This is a genomic window from Saccharopolyspora sp. NPDC050389, assembly GCF_040655595.1.
GTDB lineage: Bacteria > Actinomycetota > Actinomycetes > Mycobacteriales > Pseudonocardiaceae > Saccharopolyspora.
Genome location: NZ_JBFAKG010000147.1, coordinates 1 through 16,881, shown reverse-complemented (window position 1 = coordinate 16,881; position 16,881 = coordinate 1). Strand labels below are relative to the sequence as shown.

Genomic DNA, 16,881 nt, shown 5'->3' with positions numbered 1-16,881 from the left:
GCGATGTTCATGAACGGCATGGACGCCACGATCGTCAACGTGGCGCTGCCCGCGATCGGCGCCGAGTTCGCCGTCCCGCCCACCGCCACCAAAAGACTCACGGCCCCGATCGAGCACAGGAGGACTTCGTGACCGAGACATTCACCGACTGGCTCCGCCAGCGCAGCGAGCCCGACTGGACCGCGGTCGTCACGCACCCGTTCACCCAGGGCCTGTTCGACGGGCTGGTGCCGGTCGAGTCGATGCGCTCCTACCTGGTGCAGGACTACCAGTTCGTCGACGACTTCCTGGCGCTGCTCGGTTCCGCGCTGGCCAAGGCGGATCGCTACTCGTCGCGGCTGGCGATCGCGGGCAGCATCGCCGTGGTCACCAGCGAGGAGAACACCTACTTCCAGCGCTCGTTCGACGCGCTGGGCGTCGGCGAGGCAGATCGGGTGCGCCCGGCGCTGGACGAGGCGACGGTGGCGTTCCGCGACGTGATGAACGACGCGAACGCGCGCGGCAGCTACGCCGAAGTGCTGACGGTGCTGACCGTCGCGGAGTGGACCTACCTGGAGTGGGCGATGCGCGCGCCGGCCTCGCTGCCGGAGAACTTCGTGCACGCGGAGTGGATCACGCTGCACAACAACCCGGGCTTCCAGGGCTGGGTGCGATGGCTGTGCGGCGAGCTCGACCGGATCGGCGCCGACCTCGACGAGCGAGAGCGGGCCCGCTGCCTGCGCCTGTTCCAGCAGGCGACCCGCTGCGAACTCGACTTCTTCAACGCCCACTGGCAGTGACCTGATCAGGTCCCGTGAGTACTTTGGGCTGCTATAGAGGCTGTTTTGGATGTGGTGACGTGCGGATGTGGTAACGCGGGCGTTTTGTATTTGAAGCGGCGCAGCCGCTTAGCCCACCCACGCAACCGGCACCGCCGCGGGTTCTCAGAGGTCTTCTCGCGAGGACAGCCCCGACGCGACGTATTGGACATACGTGTGTCGGGGATCCCACAGCGAGAAGGCCTCTGAGGTTCCGCCACCCGCACCGCCACGCAGGACGAGTTTGGAAACAGGTGCTATAGCGACACAAAGTACTCACGGGCTCATTCGAAGGCTCGTTGCAGCCCGTCGAAGGCCTGCCGGGCGAGGGGTTCGATCGCCGCCGCGATCTCCTCGTGGTCCGCGCCGCCGAGCGTGCGCCGGAAGACCTCCTCCAGCAGCACCCGGTACGCCGTCGCGGCTTGTGCTGCCAGCAGTTTCGCGGTGAATTCGGCGAGCTCCGGCGCCAGCGCGTCGGCCAGCGCACGCTCCCGCTGCTCGTGGATCTCCCGCAACCGGGCCAGCAGCGTCGGGCTTCCGCTGATCACGCGGACGAACTCGGCCCCGGAGAAGCCGATCAGCGCATCGCGCCGGGCCAGCGCCTCAAAGTAGGCGCGCCGCAGCGCCGCCGGGGCCGATTCGCCCGGTTCGCGCTCCGCGACCGCCTGCGCCGGCCCGGCGACCAGTTCCTCGTGCATGTCCAGGAGCAGGTCCTCCTTGCGCGGGAAGTGGTTGGTGACGGTCATCTTCGCCACCCCGGCCGCGCCCGCCACCTGCGCGATCGTCACGTTCTCGAAGCCGTGTTCGATGAACAGCCGCGTCGCGACGTGCGAAATCTCCTGCCGCGTCTGCCGCTTGCGCCGTTCCCGCAGTCCCTCCGTGCTCATGCCGAACACCCTAACCGTCATCTTAGGTCAAACCCAAACAATAGGCTTGACCTAATTATTAGGTTCGACCTACGTTGATCGCGGTTGCTCGAAACGAGGAGGTGCGATGACGGTTGCGAAGGCCGCCCCGGCGGCGCGATCGGACGACGAGGTTCCAGCGCAGCTGTGGCGGATGGCCGGCGTCCTGCTGCTCGGGGCGGTGCTGGGCGGACTGGACGCCACGATCGTCAACGTCGGGATCGACTCGATCGCCGACGAGCTGCGCAGCCCGCTGAGCACGATCCAGTGGGTGTCGACCGGCTACCTGCTGGCCGTGTCGCTGGTGATGCCGATCTCCGGCTGGGCGTCCGAGCGGTTCGGCGCCAAGCGGATGTGGCTGGTCTCGGTGGCCCTGTTCGTCGGCGGCTCCGCGCTCTGCGGCATCGCCTGGTCGGCTCCGGCGCTGGTCGCGTTCCGGATCCTGCAGGGCATCGGCGGCGGGATGATGCAGCCGATCGGCCAGTCGATGGTCGCCCAGGCCGCCGGGTCCCGGATCGGCCGCGTGATGGGCGTGACGTCGATCCCGGTGATGCTCGCGCCGGTGGTCGGCCCGATCCTCGGCGGCGCGATCGTGCAGAGCCTGGACTGGCGCTGGATGTTCCTGATCAACCTGCCGATCGGGCTCGTCACGCTGTGGTTGGCGGTGCGGGTGCTGCCGTCCGCGCCGGGCATCGCGAGCGGCAACCGGCTGGACTCCGTCGGCCTGCTGCTGCTCTCGCCCGGGCTGGCCGCCCTGGTGTACGGGTTCGCGGCAGCCGGGACTTCCGGCGGTTTCGGTTCTACGTGGACGGTGGTGCCGCTGGCCGCAGGCGCGGCGCTGCTGGTCGGCTACGGCGTGCACGCGCTGCGGGGCCGTGTCACGCCGCTGATCGACCTGCGCTTGTTCGCGCGCCGGGGTTTTGCCGCCGCCACCGGCAATTCAGTCCTGCTCGGCGCCTCGCTCTACAGCTCGATGCTGTTGATTCCGCTTTACTACCAACAGGTTCAGCACGTCGGTGCGCTCGCCGCCGGGCTGCTGCTGGCCCCGCAGGCGCTGGGCACCGCGATCACCACGTTCGCGGCCGGGCGGCTCTCCGACCGGATCGGATCGCGACCGCTGCTGCTCACCGGCATCCTCGTGGCCCTGGTCGGAACGGTGTCGTTCACCCAGCTCGCCGCCCAGCCGCCCGGCTGGCTGCTGACCGCTTCCCTGCTGCTGCGCGGAATCGGGATGGGCATGACGATGGCGCCCGGCATGGCCGCGGTCTACCGGAGCGTGCAGCGGCACGAGGTTCCGCGCGCTGCCAGCGCGCTGAACGTGCTGAACCGGATCGGCGGATCGCTGGGCACCGCGCTGCTGGTGGTGGTGTTGCAGGGCTCGTCGGCGCCGGAACCGGCGGCCGCGTTCGGCGACACCTTCTGGTGGGCGTTCGGCATCACCGCGTTGAGCCTGATCCCCGCTTTCCTGTTGCCCGCCGCGGAAAAGGAGTCGAAGTGACCTTGCGCCTGATGAGCGTGCACGCCCATCCCGACGACGAGTCCAGCAAGGGCGCCGCCACCCTGGCCCGCTACGCGGCCGCAGGAGCGGAAGCGCTGGTCGTGACCTGCACCGGCGGAGAGTGCGGCGACGTGCTCAACAAGCGGCTGGATCGCCCCGAAGTGCGGGCGAACCTGGCCGCGATCCGCAGGCAGGAGATGGCCGCCGCCGCTGAGATCCTCGGCGTGCGGCAGCGATTCCTCGGGTTCGTCGACTCCGGGCTGCCCGCCGACGGCGAGCCGCTGCCGGACGGCTGCTTCGCCGTCCAGCCGCTCGCGGTCGCGGCCCGGCCGCTGGTCGCCGCGATCCGCGAGTTCCGGCCGCACGTGGTCATCACCTACGACGAATCCGGCGGCTACCCGCATCCCGATCACATCAGGACCCACGAGGTGACCGCCGCCGCCTTCGAGGCGGCCGCCGATCCGGCGCGCTACCCCGACGACGGGCGGCCGTGGCAGCCGCTGAAGCTCTACTACCAGGCCGCGCTGTCCCGCTCGTGGTTCGAGGCGCTGGACGAGGCGATGACGGCGCGCGGGCTGGAGTCGCTGTTCGCGCCGGTGCTCGCCGAATGGCCGGACACCGCGCCGAACCTGGCCGTCACCACCCGGATCCGGTGCGCGGAGCACTTCGAGACCAGGGATCGAGCGGCGCTCGCGCACGCCACGCAGATGGATCCGGACCACCCGTTCTTCGCGCACCCGCGCGAAGTCGAGCGGGAGGTGTGGCCGACCGAGGACTACCACCTGGCCCGCAGCCTGGTCGAAACGACGTTCCCCGAGGACGACCTGTTCGCCGGGATCGCGACGGGCTAAGACCCGTGTGCACTTTGTGTCGCTATAGCAGCACAAAGTGCACACGGGGCAGTGAACCGGATCAGAGGATGTCGGCCGGGCTGTAGGCCGCCGCCTCCGGGTGGCGCGTGGTGATCTTCTCGATCTGACCGACGAGGTCGCCGACCTGAGCCGCAGCCGCGCCGGTGAAGGCGAGGCGGTCGGCCAGCAGGGCGTCCAGCTCGGCCCGGTCCAGCGGGAGGCGGTCGTCGGCGGCCAGCCGGTCCAGGAGGTCGTTGCGCTCCGCGCCCTGCTCGCGCATCGCGAGCGCGACCGCCACCGCGTTCTCCTTGATCGCCTCGTGCGCGGTCTCCCGGCCGACGCCGGCTCGCACCGCCGCCATCAGCACCTTCGTGGTGGCCAGGAACGGCAGGTAGCGGTCGAGCTCGCGGGCGACCACGGCGGGGAACGCGCCGAACTCGTCGAGCACCGTCAGGAACGTCTCCAGCAGGCCGTCGAAGGCGAAGAACGCGTCCGGCAGCGCCACCCGGCGCACCACGGAGCAGGACACGTCGCCCTCGTTCCACTGGTCGCCGGCCAGCTCGCCGACCATCGACACGTAGCCGCGCAGCACCACCGCGAGGCCGTTGACCCGCTCGCAGGACCGGGTGTTCATCTTGTGCGGCATCGCGCTGGAGCCGACCTGCCCCGGCTTGAAGCCCTCGGTCACCAGCTCGTGCCCGGCCATCAGCCGGATCGTGGTGGCCACGTTGGACGGCGCGGCGACGAGCTGGGCGAGCGCGGTGAGCACCTCGAAGTCCAGCGAGCGCGGGTAGACCTGGCCGACGCTGGTCAGCGTGCTGCCGAAGCCGAGGTGGCCGGCCACCCGGCGCTCCAGCTCGGTGAGCTTCGCCGGGTCGCCGCCGAGCAGGTCGAGCATGTCCTGCGCGGTGCCGACCGGGCCCTTGATGCCGCGCAGCGGGTAGCGCGCGAGCAGCTCCTCCAGCCGGTGGAAGCCGACGAGCAGCTCGTCGGCGGCGGTGGCGAAGCGCTTGCCGAGCGTGGTCGCCTGGGCGGCGACGTTGTGCGAGCGCCCGGCCATGACCAGCTCGCCGTACTCGCCGGCGAGCTTGCCGAGCCGCGCCAGGACGGCGACCGTGCGGTCGCGGACCAGCTCCAGGCTGAGCCGGACCTGCAGCTGCTCGACGTTCTCGGTGAGATCCCGGGAGGTCATGCCCTTGTGGATCTGCTCGTGGCCGGCGAGGGCGTTGAACTCCTCGATGCGGGCCTTGACGTCGTGTCGGGTGACGCGCTCGCGGGCGGCGATGGAGTCCAGGTCGACCTGCTCCAGCACCCGCTCGTAGTCGGCGACCGCGTTCTCCGGGACCTCGATGCCGAGGTCGGCCTGGGCGCGCAGCACCGCGAGCCACAGCTTGCGCTCCAAGATGATCTTCTGCTGCGGGGACCACAGCTCGACCAGCTCGGGCGAGGCGTAGCGGGTGGCGAGGACGTTCGGAATGCTGGGCTTGACCGTCACGAACAGCCAGGATACCGGCGACCTGCCCCCGTTCGGCCCACCCGGTCGCACCACGCCGGAAGCCGCTACCGACCGCGACGCGTGGGACGCATGGGACACGTGAAGGGCACCTCGGGAACACCTGGTGCCCTTCACGCTTCACCCGGCCCGGTCAGTGCAGCGCGAGCTCCGGGTTGGCCGCGAGCACGTCGAGCTGCTCGAAGGGCACCGCGACCTCCGGGCGCTTCGTCGGGTCCTGCTGGTCGTCGATGATCGGGTCGTAGTTGTAGCTGCTGACCATCGTCACGCTGCCGTCGAGCATGTAGTGGTCCGCCGTCGCGACCACGTAGCCGTCGCTCTCCAGGCGCCGGTGCACCAGCACCGAACCGTCTTCGAGCAGCCGGCCTTCGCAGAAGGTCACCGGCGTTCCACCCGGGTTCTCGCACGACTCCTTGGGCGACTTCTGCACCACGCCCGGAGCGTTGTACTGCATGGTGACCCCGGTGCGGCCTATCTGGTCGCGGAAGACCGTCGTGCCGTGCAGGAACTGCGTGTCGCTGAGCTGCTGCGGCTTCGGCGTCACCGGGTCCACGGCGTGCGGGACGGCCGTCGGGAACACCGCCTCCATCCGCTGCTGCAGGGCGGTGGCGTGCTTGTCCATCTCCTCCGGCGGGTAGTTCGGCGGGGTCGTCCCGGCCGGGGGCCACTGGATGTCCGGGACGTCCGCGGCGCCATCGGCCGCCGCCGACAGCGGCAACGTCAACAGCGAGGTGGCGGCCAGGGTGACTGCGGCGGCCACCCGGCCGAGCCGGGAACCGCGGTTGGTCATAGTGCGCATTTCTGCATTTCCCTTCTTCTTCGGACAGCACGACCATTCCGGCCGAGCCGGTGGTTCGGGTTGGAAGTGGTTCAGCCCGGCAGCGCGAACTCGGGGTCGGTCGCGAACTGGTCGAGCCGATCCACCTGCACCTGGCGGTAGGCGCTCAGGCCCGCGGCCTCCTGGCCGGCGGAGTGCGAAGCGGTGGCCGAAACGACGGTGCCGCCGGTCCGGAAGTGCCGGACGATGTGCGTCTTCGGCCCGTCCTCGCCCCGGGAGGCGGTCACGCTCTCCACGACGATCGATCCGTCGTCCAGCGTGCGCAGGGTGCAGCTCAACACCGCCTGCGTCGGCTCGTCGCCGTCTCCGCACGCCTGCGCGGGCTGGACCGACACCGTCCCCGGCCCCTGCACGACCACCGTCAGCCGCATCGGCAGGTCGACCGACATCCCCGGCTGCTGCGACGGGAGCCCGTACTTGAAGTTCGCCCGCACGATGACGGTCGCCGGCGCCTCGGTGCCGAAGCCCGATCCGAGGCCGTGCGGCTGGGTGGTGGTGACGTCGAAGGCCCCGGTGTCGACCTTGGGGATGATTTCGGCCAGGTGGCCGCGGATCCGCTCGCCCTCGGCGATCAGCTGCGACTCGGGCAGGCTCATCGGCGCCATGCCCTTCGGCGGCCACTCGATCGGCTTGACCGCACTGACCTGCGGTGCCGCCGGGGCGATCGGCGTCGGGCCGGTCATCATGCCCGGCACGGCGGCCGCGCCGGCCAAGACGACGAGGGTCGCCGCCACGGCGCCGATCGTGGCGCGCCGCCTACGCTGCCGGCGCTTGCCCTCGGCGACCAGGTCGTCCGGCGAGAAACCCAGCGGCGGCTCGTCGTCGACGGCGGCCCGCATTCCCTCGCGCAGCAGTTCTTCCTGCATCACTCGCTCCTCCTCGCGGCCGTCGAGGCCAGGTCGGGATCGGATTTGGTGATGGCCGCGCGCAGGTTCTCCAGTCCACGCGACGCCTGGCTCTTGACCGTGCCTTCGGAGCACCCGATGGCCGCGGCGACTTCGGCGATGGGCAGGTCCTCCCAATAGCGCAGGACGAGCACCGCCCGCTGCTTCGGCGGGACCTCGGACAACGCGCGCAGCAGCAGCTCCCGGCTCCACGAACGCAGTCCCGCCTCGGCAGGATCGGCCGTGTCATCACCGGTTTCCGGCAGCGAGCCGTCCCGCCGCTCCGCGCGCCGCCACGGCCGGCGGCTCTCATCGAGCCACGCCCGGAACAGCACCTTCCGCGCATATGCGTCCACTGTGGACATGTTGACCCGCTTCCAAGCCCGGTAGAGCTTGAGGAGCGTGTTCTGGACGAGGTCTTCGGCGAGGTGCCAGTCCCCGCACAGCAGGTACGCCGAGCGGCGCAGCCACAGCGCACGCGCCGCGGCGAACTCGCGGAACTCCTGTTCCCGTTCGGCCCGCATGGAATCGGCCCCCTTTCGCGCTACCGCCGTTGTTTACGGAGCCGGGCCGCGCGGGGTTGCACGGACGCGCAACCTGATTTCGAATCCCCCGAGGATCACCACGACCGCATCCTGGCCGCCGCCACCTGATCGGTCCAGCACCGCACGTGCGGCCGCTCCGCGCCGATGCACGTGCACTCGCATTTCGGCAGGTGATCCCGTTGCGGCGGCGCGAAATTCACGGTCGAGACCGGATCGGCACATTAATTCGGGACTAAATAACCCGACCCCCGCTGGACGGCGGCAAATCCCGACCATATCGTTGGTGCACCACCGGGTTGACGCGAACAAAGGGACTCGAACGGATGGCCATCGACGTGTTCCGCGATGAGCGGCAGGACGTGTTCTGGATCGTCGGTATGGGCCTCACCCTGAGACACGCCACCACGTTTCGCCCTGGCGCGGTGTACGCGGGGCAGTCGATACCGGCCCTGTGCGGCGCCGCGCTGAAGGTTCCGCAGCCCACTCCCAGCGGCCGCGAACCGAACTCGAAACCGGTCACCGACAAATGCCAGGAATGCTCGCGGGAAGCCGCCGACGGCGATTTCGCGGAAACTACCTGGGACTTCTGACCACCCCGGCCGACCGGCGGAAAATCGGTCGACCGGCCGCACGGCGCGAACTACCGTCGATGTCACCATGGCTTCGCGCGGTTCGAGTTCACCCCGGTTCCTGTGGTCCCTGCTCGCACAACGGCCGGGACTGCTGACGCTCGCGACCATTTCCGGCGCGTTGTGGATGCTGCCGACGGCGCTGATGCCGCTGGTGGTCGGCCGGGCGATCGACGAGGGGATCCGCGACGGCGTCGATGGCGCGCTGCTGGGCTGGGTGCTGGTCGTGGCGGCGCTCGGCCTCACGCTGATGGTCACCGCCGGCACGCTGAACTGGGCCGCGCACACGCTTTGGCTGCACGGCGCGGTGGGTTCCCAGCGGATCGTGCTGGGCCACGTGATCGGCCTCGGCGGCGCGCTGACGCGCAAGGTCCGGGCGGGCGAGGTGGTCACGGTCGGCGCGACGGACATCTACCGCATCGGCGGGGTGTTCGAGGTGATCGGGCGGGCCACCGGATCGCTGGTCTCCTTCGCGGTCGCCGCCGCCGCGGTGCTGTGGATCTCGCCGGTGATGGGCGTCGTCGTGCTGATCGGCGTGCCGCTGGCGACCGTGGGCATCGGGCCGCTGCTGGCCCCGCTGCGCCGCCGCGAGGAAGCGCAGCGGGAGGAGCTGTCGCAGGTCAGCGCGCAGGCCGCGGACATCGTGTCCGGGCTGCGGATCCTGCGCGGCGTCGGCGGCGAGTCCCGCTTCCACGCGCGGTTCGTCGACGCCTCCCAGCGGGTCCGGGTCGCCGGGGTGGCCGCCGGGCGGATCGAGGCGCTGCTGGCCGCCGCGGAGATCCTGCTGCCCGGCCTGGTCACGGTGCTGGTCACCTGGATCGGCGCGCGGCTGGCGCTGGACGGCGACATCAGCGTCGGCGAGCTCGTCGCGTTCTACGGCGTGTCGGCGTACCTGGTCATCCCCGTCCGCACTGCCACCGAAGCGGCCTACGCGTTCGCGTCCGCGCAGGTCGCGGCCGGTCGGATGGGCTCGCTGCTGCGGCTGGAGCCCGAGCCCGCGCCGCCGGAGCACCCGAACCCGCTGCCGCCGGGCCCGCTGGATCTGTTCGACGAGGCGAGCGGGCTGCGCATCCCGGCGGGCGAGCTGACCGTGATCGACGCGGGCGAGCAGGCGGAAGCCCTCGCGGAACGCCTCGCGGGTGAGTCGATCGCGGGCGGCGTGCCGCTGCGCGACGTCGAGCCGGACGAGGTGCGCCGCCGAATCGTGTTGGCGCACAACCAGGACCAGCTGTTCTCCGGTCCGGCCCGCGCCGAGATCGACCTGGAGTCCGATGTGGACGTCGAAAGCGCGTTGCACGCGGCCGATGCGCACGACGTGATGTCCGCACTGCCCGCCGACGGGCTGCTCGACGAACGCGCCCGCTCGCTCTCCGGCGGGCAGCGGCAGCGCCTGCTGCTCGCCCGCGCGCTGTGCGCGGACGCCGACGTGCTGATCCTGGACGAGCCGACCTCGGCGGTCGATGCGCACACCGAGGCGAGGATCGCCGAGCGGATCGGCGAATTCCGCCGGGGGCGCACCACCGTGGTGCTGAGTCAAAGTCCATTGTGGATGGCCGTGGCCGATCAGGTGCGATACGCGGGAGCCGACGCATGAGCACGAAACTGCCGCTGGCGGGCGGAGCAGCGGTGCGCCGCTGGATGTGGCGCACGCTCCTGATGCACCGCCGCAGCTTCGCCGCGATGATGCTGCTGTTCGGCCTGGCGACGCTGGTCGGGCTGATCGGCCCGCAGATCCTCGGTTCCCTCGTCGACTCAGTGCTCACGGGCACCACGACCGGACACGTCGATCTGCTCGCCGCGGTGTTCCTCGTGGTGCTCGTGGTGCAGGCGCTGCTGGCTCGTTCGGCCCGGCTGCGGGCGACGATGCTCGGCGAGCACCTGCTGGCGGAATCGCGCGAGAGCATGGTGGGCCACGCGCTGCGGCTGCCGCTTGGCACCGTCGAGGCGGCCGGCACCGGCGACCTGCTCAGCCGCGCCACCACGGACGTCGACCGGCTCGACTACACGATCCGCAACGCCGCGCCCGAGATCACCACGGCGCTGATCACCATCGTGCTGACCGGCACCGCGATGATCATCACCTCGCCGCTGCTCGCCTGCGGGATGCTGGTCGCGGTGCCGCTGATGGTCTTCAGCACCCGGTGGTACTTCCCGCGTTCGCTGCCGAACGTCGAGCAGATCGCGGCGAACTGGTCGGAAGTCCAGTCGAGCACGCACGAATCCGTCGAGGGCGCGCGGGCCATCGCGGCCCTGCGGCTGGGCGCGCGCCGCCGGGCGCGCAACGAGCAGGTGCTCGGCCGGGCCGCCGAGTCGGAGAAGCGGCACCGGTACCTGCTCACCGTGTGGCTGCCGTTCCTGGAACTGTCGTACGTGCTGCCGATCGGCGCGATCCTGCTCATCGGCGGCTGGGCGTACCAGGCGGAGCTCGTCGAGCTCGGCACCATCATCACCGTCGTGCTCTACGCGCAGGCGATGTCGAACCCGTTCGACGAGCTGTTCATGTGGCTCGAAGAGCTGCAGACCGGGCACACGGCGCTGCAACGAATCCTCGGCGTCCGCGAGGTCCCGGCGGCCGACGACGCCGCGCCCCGGCCGGAAGAGGCGCCCGGCCGCGACCTGGTGATCCGCGACGTGCGCTTCTCCTACCGGGAGGACCGGGAGATCCTGCACGGCATCGACCTGACCGTGCCGGCCGGGCAGCGGCTGGTAATCGTCGGTCCGTCCGGCGCGGGCAAGTCCACGCTCGGCCGGTTGATCGCCGGCATCAGCCGGCCGGACTCCGGATCGGTCGCCTTCGGCAGCACGGAGATCACCGACCTGCCCGCGGCGCAGCTGCGCCGCGAGGTGGTGCTGCTGACGCAGGAGCACCACGTCTTCGCCTGCACGCTGCGGGAGAACCTCGCGCTGGCCGACGGCGATCCGAACGACGACCAGCTGACCGACGCGCTCAAGGCGGTCGGGCTGCAGGACTGGGTGGAAGCGCTGCCGGACGGGCTCGACACGGTCCTCGGCGCGGGCGGCCACGCGGTTCCGGCAGCCCGCGCGCAGCAGCTCGCGTTGGCCCGGGTGCTGCTGGCCGACCCGCACACCGTCGTCCTCGACGAGGCGACATCGCTGCTGGACAACGTCACGTCGCGAGAGCTCGAACGGGCACTTTCGACGCTGCTGGCGGGGCGCACGGTGATCGCGATCGCGCACCGGCTGCACACCGCGCGCAACGCCGACCAGGTGGCCGTGATGTCGGACGGGCGCATCGTCGAGCTGGGCAGCCACGAGGAACTGCTCGACGCCGGCGGCTCGTACGCGCGGCTGTACCGGGTGGCTCAGCCGAGCTGAGAACGCAGCATCCGCCGCGCCGCGCCGCGGGGATCGGGATCGCTTTCGATCAGCGCGTTCACCACCGCGCCGTCCACCAGCGCGATCAGTTCGAGCAGCCGTTCGCGGCCGACCTCCATGCCGCTGCGGGCGAAGATCTCCGCGAGCAGGTCGTGCAGTTCGGCGCTGAGCTCGCGCATCAGCGGCGCCAGGTACGGGCGGCGCGGCGAGCCGACCAGCCGCTCGTAGCGCAGCAGCACCGGCTCCGCGCCGCCGTCACGTGATCCGGTGCCCAGCAGGAGGTCCAGCAGCAGCTCGATCACCGCGTCGGTGCCGCGCGGGCGCTCGGCGAGCTCGTCGAGCCGGGCCCGGCCGGTGGCGAGCTCCTGCCGCGACTCGTGCTCGACAGCGGCGCTGACCAGGTCGTCCAGGGACGAGAAGTAGTAGGTCGTGGAGGCCAGCGGCAGCCCGGCGCGCTCGGCGACCGCGCGATGCCGCACGGCGTCGAAGCCGCCCTCGGCCAGCAGCTGCGCGGCTGCCACCACCAAGGCCTGCCGCCGCCGCTCGCCCTTCGGAGTACTGGCCGCTGTCATGTCTGCCGATCCTATTCGTCAGCGAGCACGGCGTGGTCACGCGAACGGGTCGTGAGCGGTGACGGCCGTCAGCACGACCACCACCACTCACGACCTCCGACCCGCGACTCGCCCGGGCCGGTAGCGCAGTTTCGCGAAAATCCCCGAGCGACGGGAAGCTGCTCCATGATCACCACGGCCTGTTCGCCCAGGCATTGCCGATTTCGCGCCCCTCCGCAGGCGAGGCAGGGCCCGTCAGTGGCCGGCACCGGCCAGGTTCAGGCCGATCACGCCGGCGACGATCAGCACGATCGAGACCAGCTTCATCGTGGAGAAGCCGTCGCCCAGCCAGACCATGCCCACGATCGCCGTCAGCGCGGCGCCGATGCCGGTCCACACCGCGTACGCGGGGCCCGCGGGCAGCACCCGCATCGCGTACGCCAGGCCCGCGAAGCTGATGGCGGCCAGCACGAAGAACGACACCGTCGGGATCAGCCGGCTGAAGCCGTGCGAGAGCTTGAGCGAGATCGCCCATCCCGCCTCGAAAACTCCGGAAATCATCAGAATGATCCAGGCCATCATCGCTGGTCGCCCTTCCCTCGATCCGGCAGCCGGGCCGCTCACCCGCTGTCTGGTACTAACGTACCAATAATCTGGTACATCCGTACCGTTCTGGTGAGCGAAGACACCACGAGCCGGACACAAGGGACATGCCGAGGAAGGTTTCAGCAGGTCAGCGCCCGTGTGTGGTTTGTGCTGCCATAGCGGCAGAAAACACGCACGGGCACTGACCAGGCCGAACGATCGCGCCGCCGAACGATCAGAACTGGGCGGCGAGGTCGCCCGCGATCGACGCGATCCGCGCGCTGTAAGGCGCCGCCGGAGAGCCGGTGTCAGGATCGCTGAGCACGACGACCAGCTTGCCGCTGCGCGCCTTGCGCACCGACTGCTCGGTGCCGTCCGGGCGCCGCACGTCGCCGGGCGTCGACTGCTCCGGCGACACCGCGCCTGCCGGGCTCACGATCGCCGTGACGCTGCCTGTCGAAGTCCCGTCGCGCAGCACGAACGAAGCCGTCTTCGCACCGGACGGGCACGGGTCGGAAGCCACTGGAGCCGTCCCGGCCGCCTCCGGCAACTGCTTGGTCACCGCCGCCGCGAGCTGCGCATCCGGCCCGCACCGGCCCGAGCGGTCGCCCAGAACTCCCGGCCCGTCGACGCGCGGGGAGATCGACGCGGTCTCCGGCGTCGAATTGCTCGCGACGTTGTCGGTCGACGCCCCGAACAGGCCGGTGCCAACGCCGACGCCGCCCACCAGCACGGCCGCCGCGACCACCGTGCCGCCCAGCGCCGCCACCCGGCGCCGCGCCGTGATCCGCCGCGATGCCTGCGCCACGTCACGCTCGTCGAACGACGCCGGAGGCACGGACTGCACCGAATCACGGAACAGCTCCTCGAGCTTGTGCTCGTCCACCTACCCGCACCTCCTCACGCCGACCGCAGGTCGCCGAGCTCATCGCCCAGCGCTTCCCGCAACGCCGCCAGCCCCCGGGCGCACTGGCTCTTCACGTTTCCTTCGCTGCACTTCATGACTGCCGCCACCCCCGCGACGTCCAACCCCTCAAGGAATCGCAGCACCAACACCGCCCGCTGCTTCGGCGGCACCTTCTGCAGGCCGGCGAGCAGGGTCTGCTTGGTCGCCACCGCGTTGTCCACGTCCGGCGAGTCCGCCGGCCGGTCCGGCAGCACCTCCGCGGCGCGCTCCCGCCGCCACGGCCGCCGGGACTCGTCGATCACCGCACGGGTCAGGGTGCGCCGCACGTACGCGTCCAGCGCGCCCTTGTCGCGAACTTTGCGCCAGTGCCGGTGCAACGCGATGAAGGCGGTCTGGGCGAGATCGTCCGCGCGGTGCCAATCGCCGCACATCATGTACGCCATTCGACGCACCGCCTCCCGCCGAGCCACGAAGTACTCCGCGAACTCCTGCTCTTCGCGCTGGTCCACGCGGAACTCTCCGCTCGTTGTGCCTGCACTTGTACGACGGAATCGCCGGCCTCGGCCGTTGCACGCCCCGACAATCCACCTGTGATTGATACCGCAGGCGCCGCAGCGCTGTCAGCAGGGCTGCTGCCCAAACCCGGCGCGGATGTGGTGTGATCTATTCGTGACCAACACGGCGCCGATCGACCTCCGTTCCGACACGGTCACGCGTCCCGACGAGCAGATGTCCGCGGCCATGGCCGCGGCCGAAGTCGGCGACGACGTGCTCGACCACGACCCGACGATGCGCGCGCTCGAAGAACGCGCCGCTCAGCTGCTCGGCACCGCCGCCGCCCTGTGGGTGCCCAGCGGCACGATGGGCAACCTGATCGCCCTGATGCTGCACCTGAAACGCGGCGACCGGTTCCTCGCACCGCGCGGCGCGCACGTGCTGAACCACGAGCTCGGCTCCGCCGCCTGGCTGGCCGGCGGCATGCCGGAGCCGCTGGAGTGGAGCGCCGGGCCGGGCCGCCCGACGGCCGAGGCGGTGCGGGCCCAGCTCAACGGCGCAGCGGCCTACGACATGCTGCACACGACGCTGTTGTGCCTGGAGAACACGCACAACGGCGCGGGCGGCGCGGTGGTCCCGCCCGACGAGCACGTCATGCTCGCGGCGGCCGCCCGCGAAGGCGGCCTGAAGGTCCACCTCGACGGCGCCCGGATCTGGAACGCCTCGGTCGCGCTCGGCGTGCCGCCGGCCGCGCTGACCGTCGGCGTCGACACCGTGCAGGCCTGCCTGAGCAAGGGGCTCGGCGCGCCGGTCGGCTCCGTCGTCGCAGGCAGCGAGGACTTCGTCGGCGAAGCCCGCCGGGTGCGCAAGATGCTCGGCGGCGGCGTCCGGCAGGGCGGCGTGCTCGCCGCGGCCGGGCTCGTCGCACTGGACCGGCTCGACGCGCTCGCCGAAGACCACGACAACGCCCGCGCCCTCGCCCAAGGGCTGGCCGAGCTCGGCTGGGACGTCACCACGCCGCAGACCAACATCGTTCTTGCGGCGGTTCCGGACGTGCGGCTGACGCTGCGACGCTTGCAGGCGATCGGGGTGCGGGCGGTGCCGATGAGCGGGCAGGTCCGGTTCGTGACGCACCGCGACGTGTCCAAGACCGACATCGAGGAAGCGCTCCGCCGGATCGGCGGAGCCCGGCTGTAGGACTTCTGCCTGGAGGGCACGTGGTGCGTTGGATCGTGTTCGACTACGGCGAGGTGATCAGCCGGCGCACGACGGCGCTGCCCGATATCGCGGCGATGCTCGGCGTCGAGCCACCGGAGTTCGAGCGGGCCTACTTCGCCGAGCGCACCGCCTACGACCGGGGTCTGTCCGATGTGGAGTACTGGCGGGCGGTCGCGGCGCGGTTGGGCAAGGACGTCGACGCCGAGCTGTCCACGCGGCTGACCCGCGCCGACGTCGGCGGCTGGCTGCAGACCGCACCGGAATCCGTGCAACTACTGGAAGATCTGCACCGGCAGGGCGTCACGATGGCGGTGCTGTCCAACGCGCCGTCGTCGTTCGGGCGCGAGGTGGAGCAGGAGAGCTGGGCGAGGCTGTTCAAGCACCTGATCTTCTCAGGAGACCTGCGCCTGGCGAAGCCGGACGCTGCGATCTACCGGGCGTTGCTAGAAACGCTCGACGCTCCGGCAGCGGAGTGCCTGTTCTTCGACGACCGCCAAGAGAACGTGGACGGCGCCCGCGAAGCGGGCCTCCACGCGGAGCGCTGGCAGGGCGCGGACGCGGCCCGAGCCGTCCTCCGTGCCCACGGCATCCTGCCCTGACTCGGTCCTCACGCGCGAAGGGCGCCTTCGACCAGGTCGAAGGCACCCTTGCGCATCAGCGAGTGGTTCAGGGTTTGATCTGCTTGCGGTCCCGGGCCCAGCCGATCGCGGCGGTGGCGACGAACAGCACGCCGCCGATCACGGCGAGCCAGAACAGTCCCTTGATGACGAAGCCCGCCACCGAGATCACCAGCCACAGCAGCAGCAGTCCGCCGATCACTTTCCACAACATCGCACGCACCTCAGCTCGCCCGCGCCGTTCCCGTCCTACCTCCCCAGCCTGCCAGATCATCGGCCCGAATCTACCTGCCGAAGCCGATACCAGGGAAAACTCAGGGAACCCCGAGCCGGTCACCCACACAGTCGTGAGCACTTTGTGTCGCTATAGAGCCTGTTTCCGAACTTGTTTTGCGTGGCGGTGCGGGTAGCGGCCCCCCTGCGGGAATTACGGTCGCCTTCTCGCTGTGGGGTCCCCGACATCATGAATGCCAATTCACCACGTCGGGGCTGTCCTCGCGAGAAGACACCTGAGAACCCGCGGCGGTGCAAGCGGCGTAGGTGGGCTAAGCGGCTGCGCCGCTTCAAAGACAAAACCCGCGCTACCACACCTCACACCACGACATCCAAAACAGCCTCTATAGAGGCTGTTTTGGAAGGGGTTGTGTGTGGTTGTGATATGTGGCTGATGATCACGTGTGAGGGCGTGTCGTAGCCACAGACAAGGGCGGGT

18 protein-coding genes are annotated in these 16,881 nt (G+C 70.5%); 8 read left to right on the top strand and 10 right to left on the bottom strand.

Going from position 1 to position 16,881, the window contains the following annotated elements; genetic code table 11:
- The first annotated feature begins 128 nt into the window (after positions 1 to 128).
- The gene (locus tag AB0I53_RS46645) at positions 129 to 779 is read left to right on the top strand and encodes a TenA family protein (RefSeq protein WP_358616858.1); all 651 of its coding nucleotides are present in this window, start codon (positions 129 to 131) and stop codon (positions 777 to 779) included.
- Between the two features lie 302 nt (positions 780 to 1,081).
- Here the strand turns inward: AB0I53_RS46645 and AB0I53_RS46640 are convergent, their stop codons facing one another.
- The gene (locus AB0I53_RS46640; protein WP_358616855.1) at positions 1,082 to 1,684 is read right to left on the bottom strand and encodes a TetR/AcrR family transcriptional regulator; all 603 of its coding nucleotides are present in this window, start codon (positions 1,682 to 1,684) and stop codon (positions 1,082 to 1,084) included.
- A gap of 106 nt (positions 1,685 to 1,790) precedes the next feature.
- Here AB0I53_RS46640 and AB0I53_RS46635 point away from each other — a divergent pair, with 106 nt between their 5' ends.
- A complete protein-coding gene (locus AB0I53_RS46635) occupies positions 1,791 to 3,200 on the top strand; it encodes a DHA2 family efflux MFS transporter permease subunit (protein ID WP_358616853.1) in 1,410 nt (469 codons plus the stop codon).
- Positions 3,197 to 4,051, top strand: coding sequence for a mycothiol conjugate amidase Mca (gene mca, locus AB0I53_RS46630; protein WP_358616851.1), 855 nt, complete (start codon positions 3,197 to 3,199; stop codon positions 4,049 to 4,051). The genes AB0I53_RS46635 and mca overlap by 4 nt, the downstream gene beginning before the upstream one ends.
- A gap of 61 nt (positions 4,052 to 4,112) precedes the next feature.
- Here the strand turns inward: mca and purB are convergent, their stop codons facing one another.
- The 4 genes from purB to AB0I53_RS46610 form a co-directional block, all read right to left on the bottom strand.
- Positions 4,113 to 5,546, bottom strand: a complete 1,434-nt coding sequence (gene purB, locus AB0I53_RS46625; protein ID WP_358616849.1) for an adenylosuccinate lyase — start codon at positions 5,544 to 5,546, stop codon at positions 4,113 to 4,115.
- 151 nt (positions 5,547 to 5,697) lie between these two features.
- The gene (locus AB0I53_RS46620; protein ID WP_358616847.1) at positions 5,698 to 6,363 is read right to left on the bottom strand and encodes a hypothetical protein; all 666 of its coding nucleotides are present in this window, start codon (positions 6,361 to 6,363) and stop codon (positions 5,698 to 5,700) included.
- 71 nt (positions 6,364 to 6,434) lie between these two features.
- Positions 6,435 to 7,268: a hypothetical protein gene (locus AB0I53_RS46615; RefSeq protein WP_358616845.1), complete on the bottom strand. Its 834-nt coding sequence runs from the start codon at positions 7,266 to 7,268 to the stop codon at positions 6,435 to 6,437.
- Positions 7,268 to 7,810 (bottom strand): SigE family RNA polymerase sigma factor, encoded by a 543-nt coding sequence (locus tag AB0I53_RS46610; protein ID WP_358616842.1) that lies wholly within the window; start codon positions 7,808 to 7,810, stop codon positions 7,268 to 7,270. Before AB0I53_RS46610 ends, AB0I53_RS46615 begins: the two co-directional genes overlap by 1 nt.
- 344 nt (positions 7,811 to 8,154) lie before the next feature.
- Here AB0I53_RS46610 and AB0I53_RS46605 point away from each other — a divergent pair, with 344 nt between their 5' ends.
- From AB0I53_RS46605 to AB0I53_RS46595, 3 genes are all read left to right on the top strand, one after another.
- On the top strand, positions 8,155 to 8,421 hold the full coding sequence (locus AB0I53_RS46605) for a hypothetical protein (protein WP_358616840.1): 267 nt from the start codon (positions 8,155 to 8,157) through the stop codon (positions 8,419 to 8,421).
- Positions 8,422 to 8,488: 67 nt separating this feature from the next.
- On the top strand, positions 8,489 to 10,054 hold the full coding sequence (locus AB0I53_RS46600; protein ID WP_358616838.1) for an ABC transporter ATP-binding protein: 1,566 nt from the start codon (positions 8,489 to 8,491) through the stop codon (positions 10,052 to 10,054).
- A complete protein-coding gene (locus tag AB0I53_RS46595) occupies positions 10,051 to 11,796 on the top strand; it encodes an ABC transporter ATP-binding protein (RefSeq protein WP_358616837.1) in 1,746 nt (581 codons plus the stop codon). Before AB0I53_RS46600 ends, AB0I53_RS46595 begins: the two co-directional genes overlap by 4 nt.
- Here the strand turns inward: AB0I53_RS46595 and AB0I53_RS46590 are convergent.
- The 4 genes from AB0I53_RS46590 to AB0I53_RS46575 all read right to left on the bottom strand — a co-directional run bounded on the left by AB0I53_RS46590 (position 11,784) and on the right by AB0I53_RS46575 (position 14,348).
- Positions 11,784 to 12,368: a TetR family transcriptional regulator gene (locus tag AB0I53_RS46590; protein WP_358616834.1), complete on the bottom strand. Its 585-nt coding sequence runs from the start codon at positions 12,366 to 12,368 to the stop codon at positions 11,784 to 11,786. The two genes, AB0I53_RS46595 and AB0I53_RS46590, sit on opposite strands and share 13 nt — an antisense overlap.
- A 234-nt stretch (positions 12,369 to 12,602) precedes the next feature.
- Positions 12,603 to 12,926: a multidrug efflux SMR transporter gene (locus AB0I53_RS46585; protein ID WP_358616832.1), complete on the bottom strand. Its 324-nt coding sequence runs from the start codon at positions 12,924 to 12,926 to the stop codon at positions 12,603 to 12,605.
- 241 nt (positions 12,927 to 13,167) lie between these two features.
- Entirely contained in the window at positions 13,168 to 13,818 is a 651-nt protein-coding gene (locus AB0I53_RS46580; RefSeq protein WP_358616830.1) for a hypothetical protein, read from the bottom strand.
- A 14-nt stretch (positions 13,819 to 13,832) separates the two neighbouring features.
- Positions 13,833 to 14,348 (bottom strand): SigE family RNA polymerase sigma factor, encoded by a 516-nt coding sequence (locus AB0I53_RS46575; RefSeq protein ID WP_358616828.1) that lies wholly within the window; start codon positions 14,346 to 14,348, stop codon positions 13,833 to 13,835.
- A gap of 160 nt (positions 14,349 to 14,508) precedes the next feature.
- On the opposite strand from AB0I53_RS46575, the gene AB0I53_RS46570 reads away from it, so the two are divergent.
- Positions 14,509 to 15,531: a GntG family PLP-dependent aldolase gene (locus tag AB0I53_RS46570; RefSeq protein WP_358616826.1), complete on the top strand. Its 1,023-nt coding sequence runs from the start codon at positions 14,509 to 14,511 to the stop codon at positions 15,529 to 15,531.
- 20 nt (positions 15,532 to 15,551) lie between these two features.
- Positions 15,552 to 16,151 (top strand): HAD family phosphatase, encoded by a 600-nt coding sequence (locus AB0I53_RS46565; RefSeq protein WP_358616823.1) that lies wholly within the window; start codon positions 15,552 to 15,554, stop codon positions 16,149 to 16,151.
- A gap of 67 nt (positions 16,152 to 16,218) precedes the next feature.
- Here AB0I53_RS46565 and AB0I53_RS46560 read toward each other — a convergent pair whose 3' ends face one another.
- Complete coding sequence (locus AB0I53_RS46560) at positions 16,219 to 16,383, bottom strand: hypothetical protein (RefSeq protein ID WP_010312751.1); 165 nt, start codon at positions 16,381 to 16,383, stop codon at positions 16,219 to 16,221.
- Positions 16,384 to 16,881: the final 498 nt, after the last annotated feature.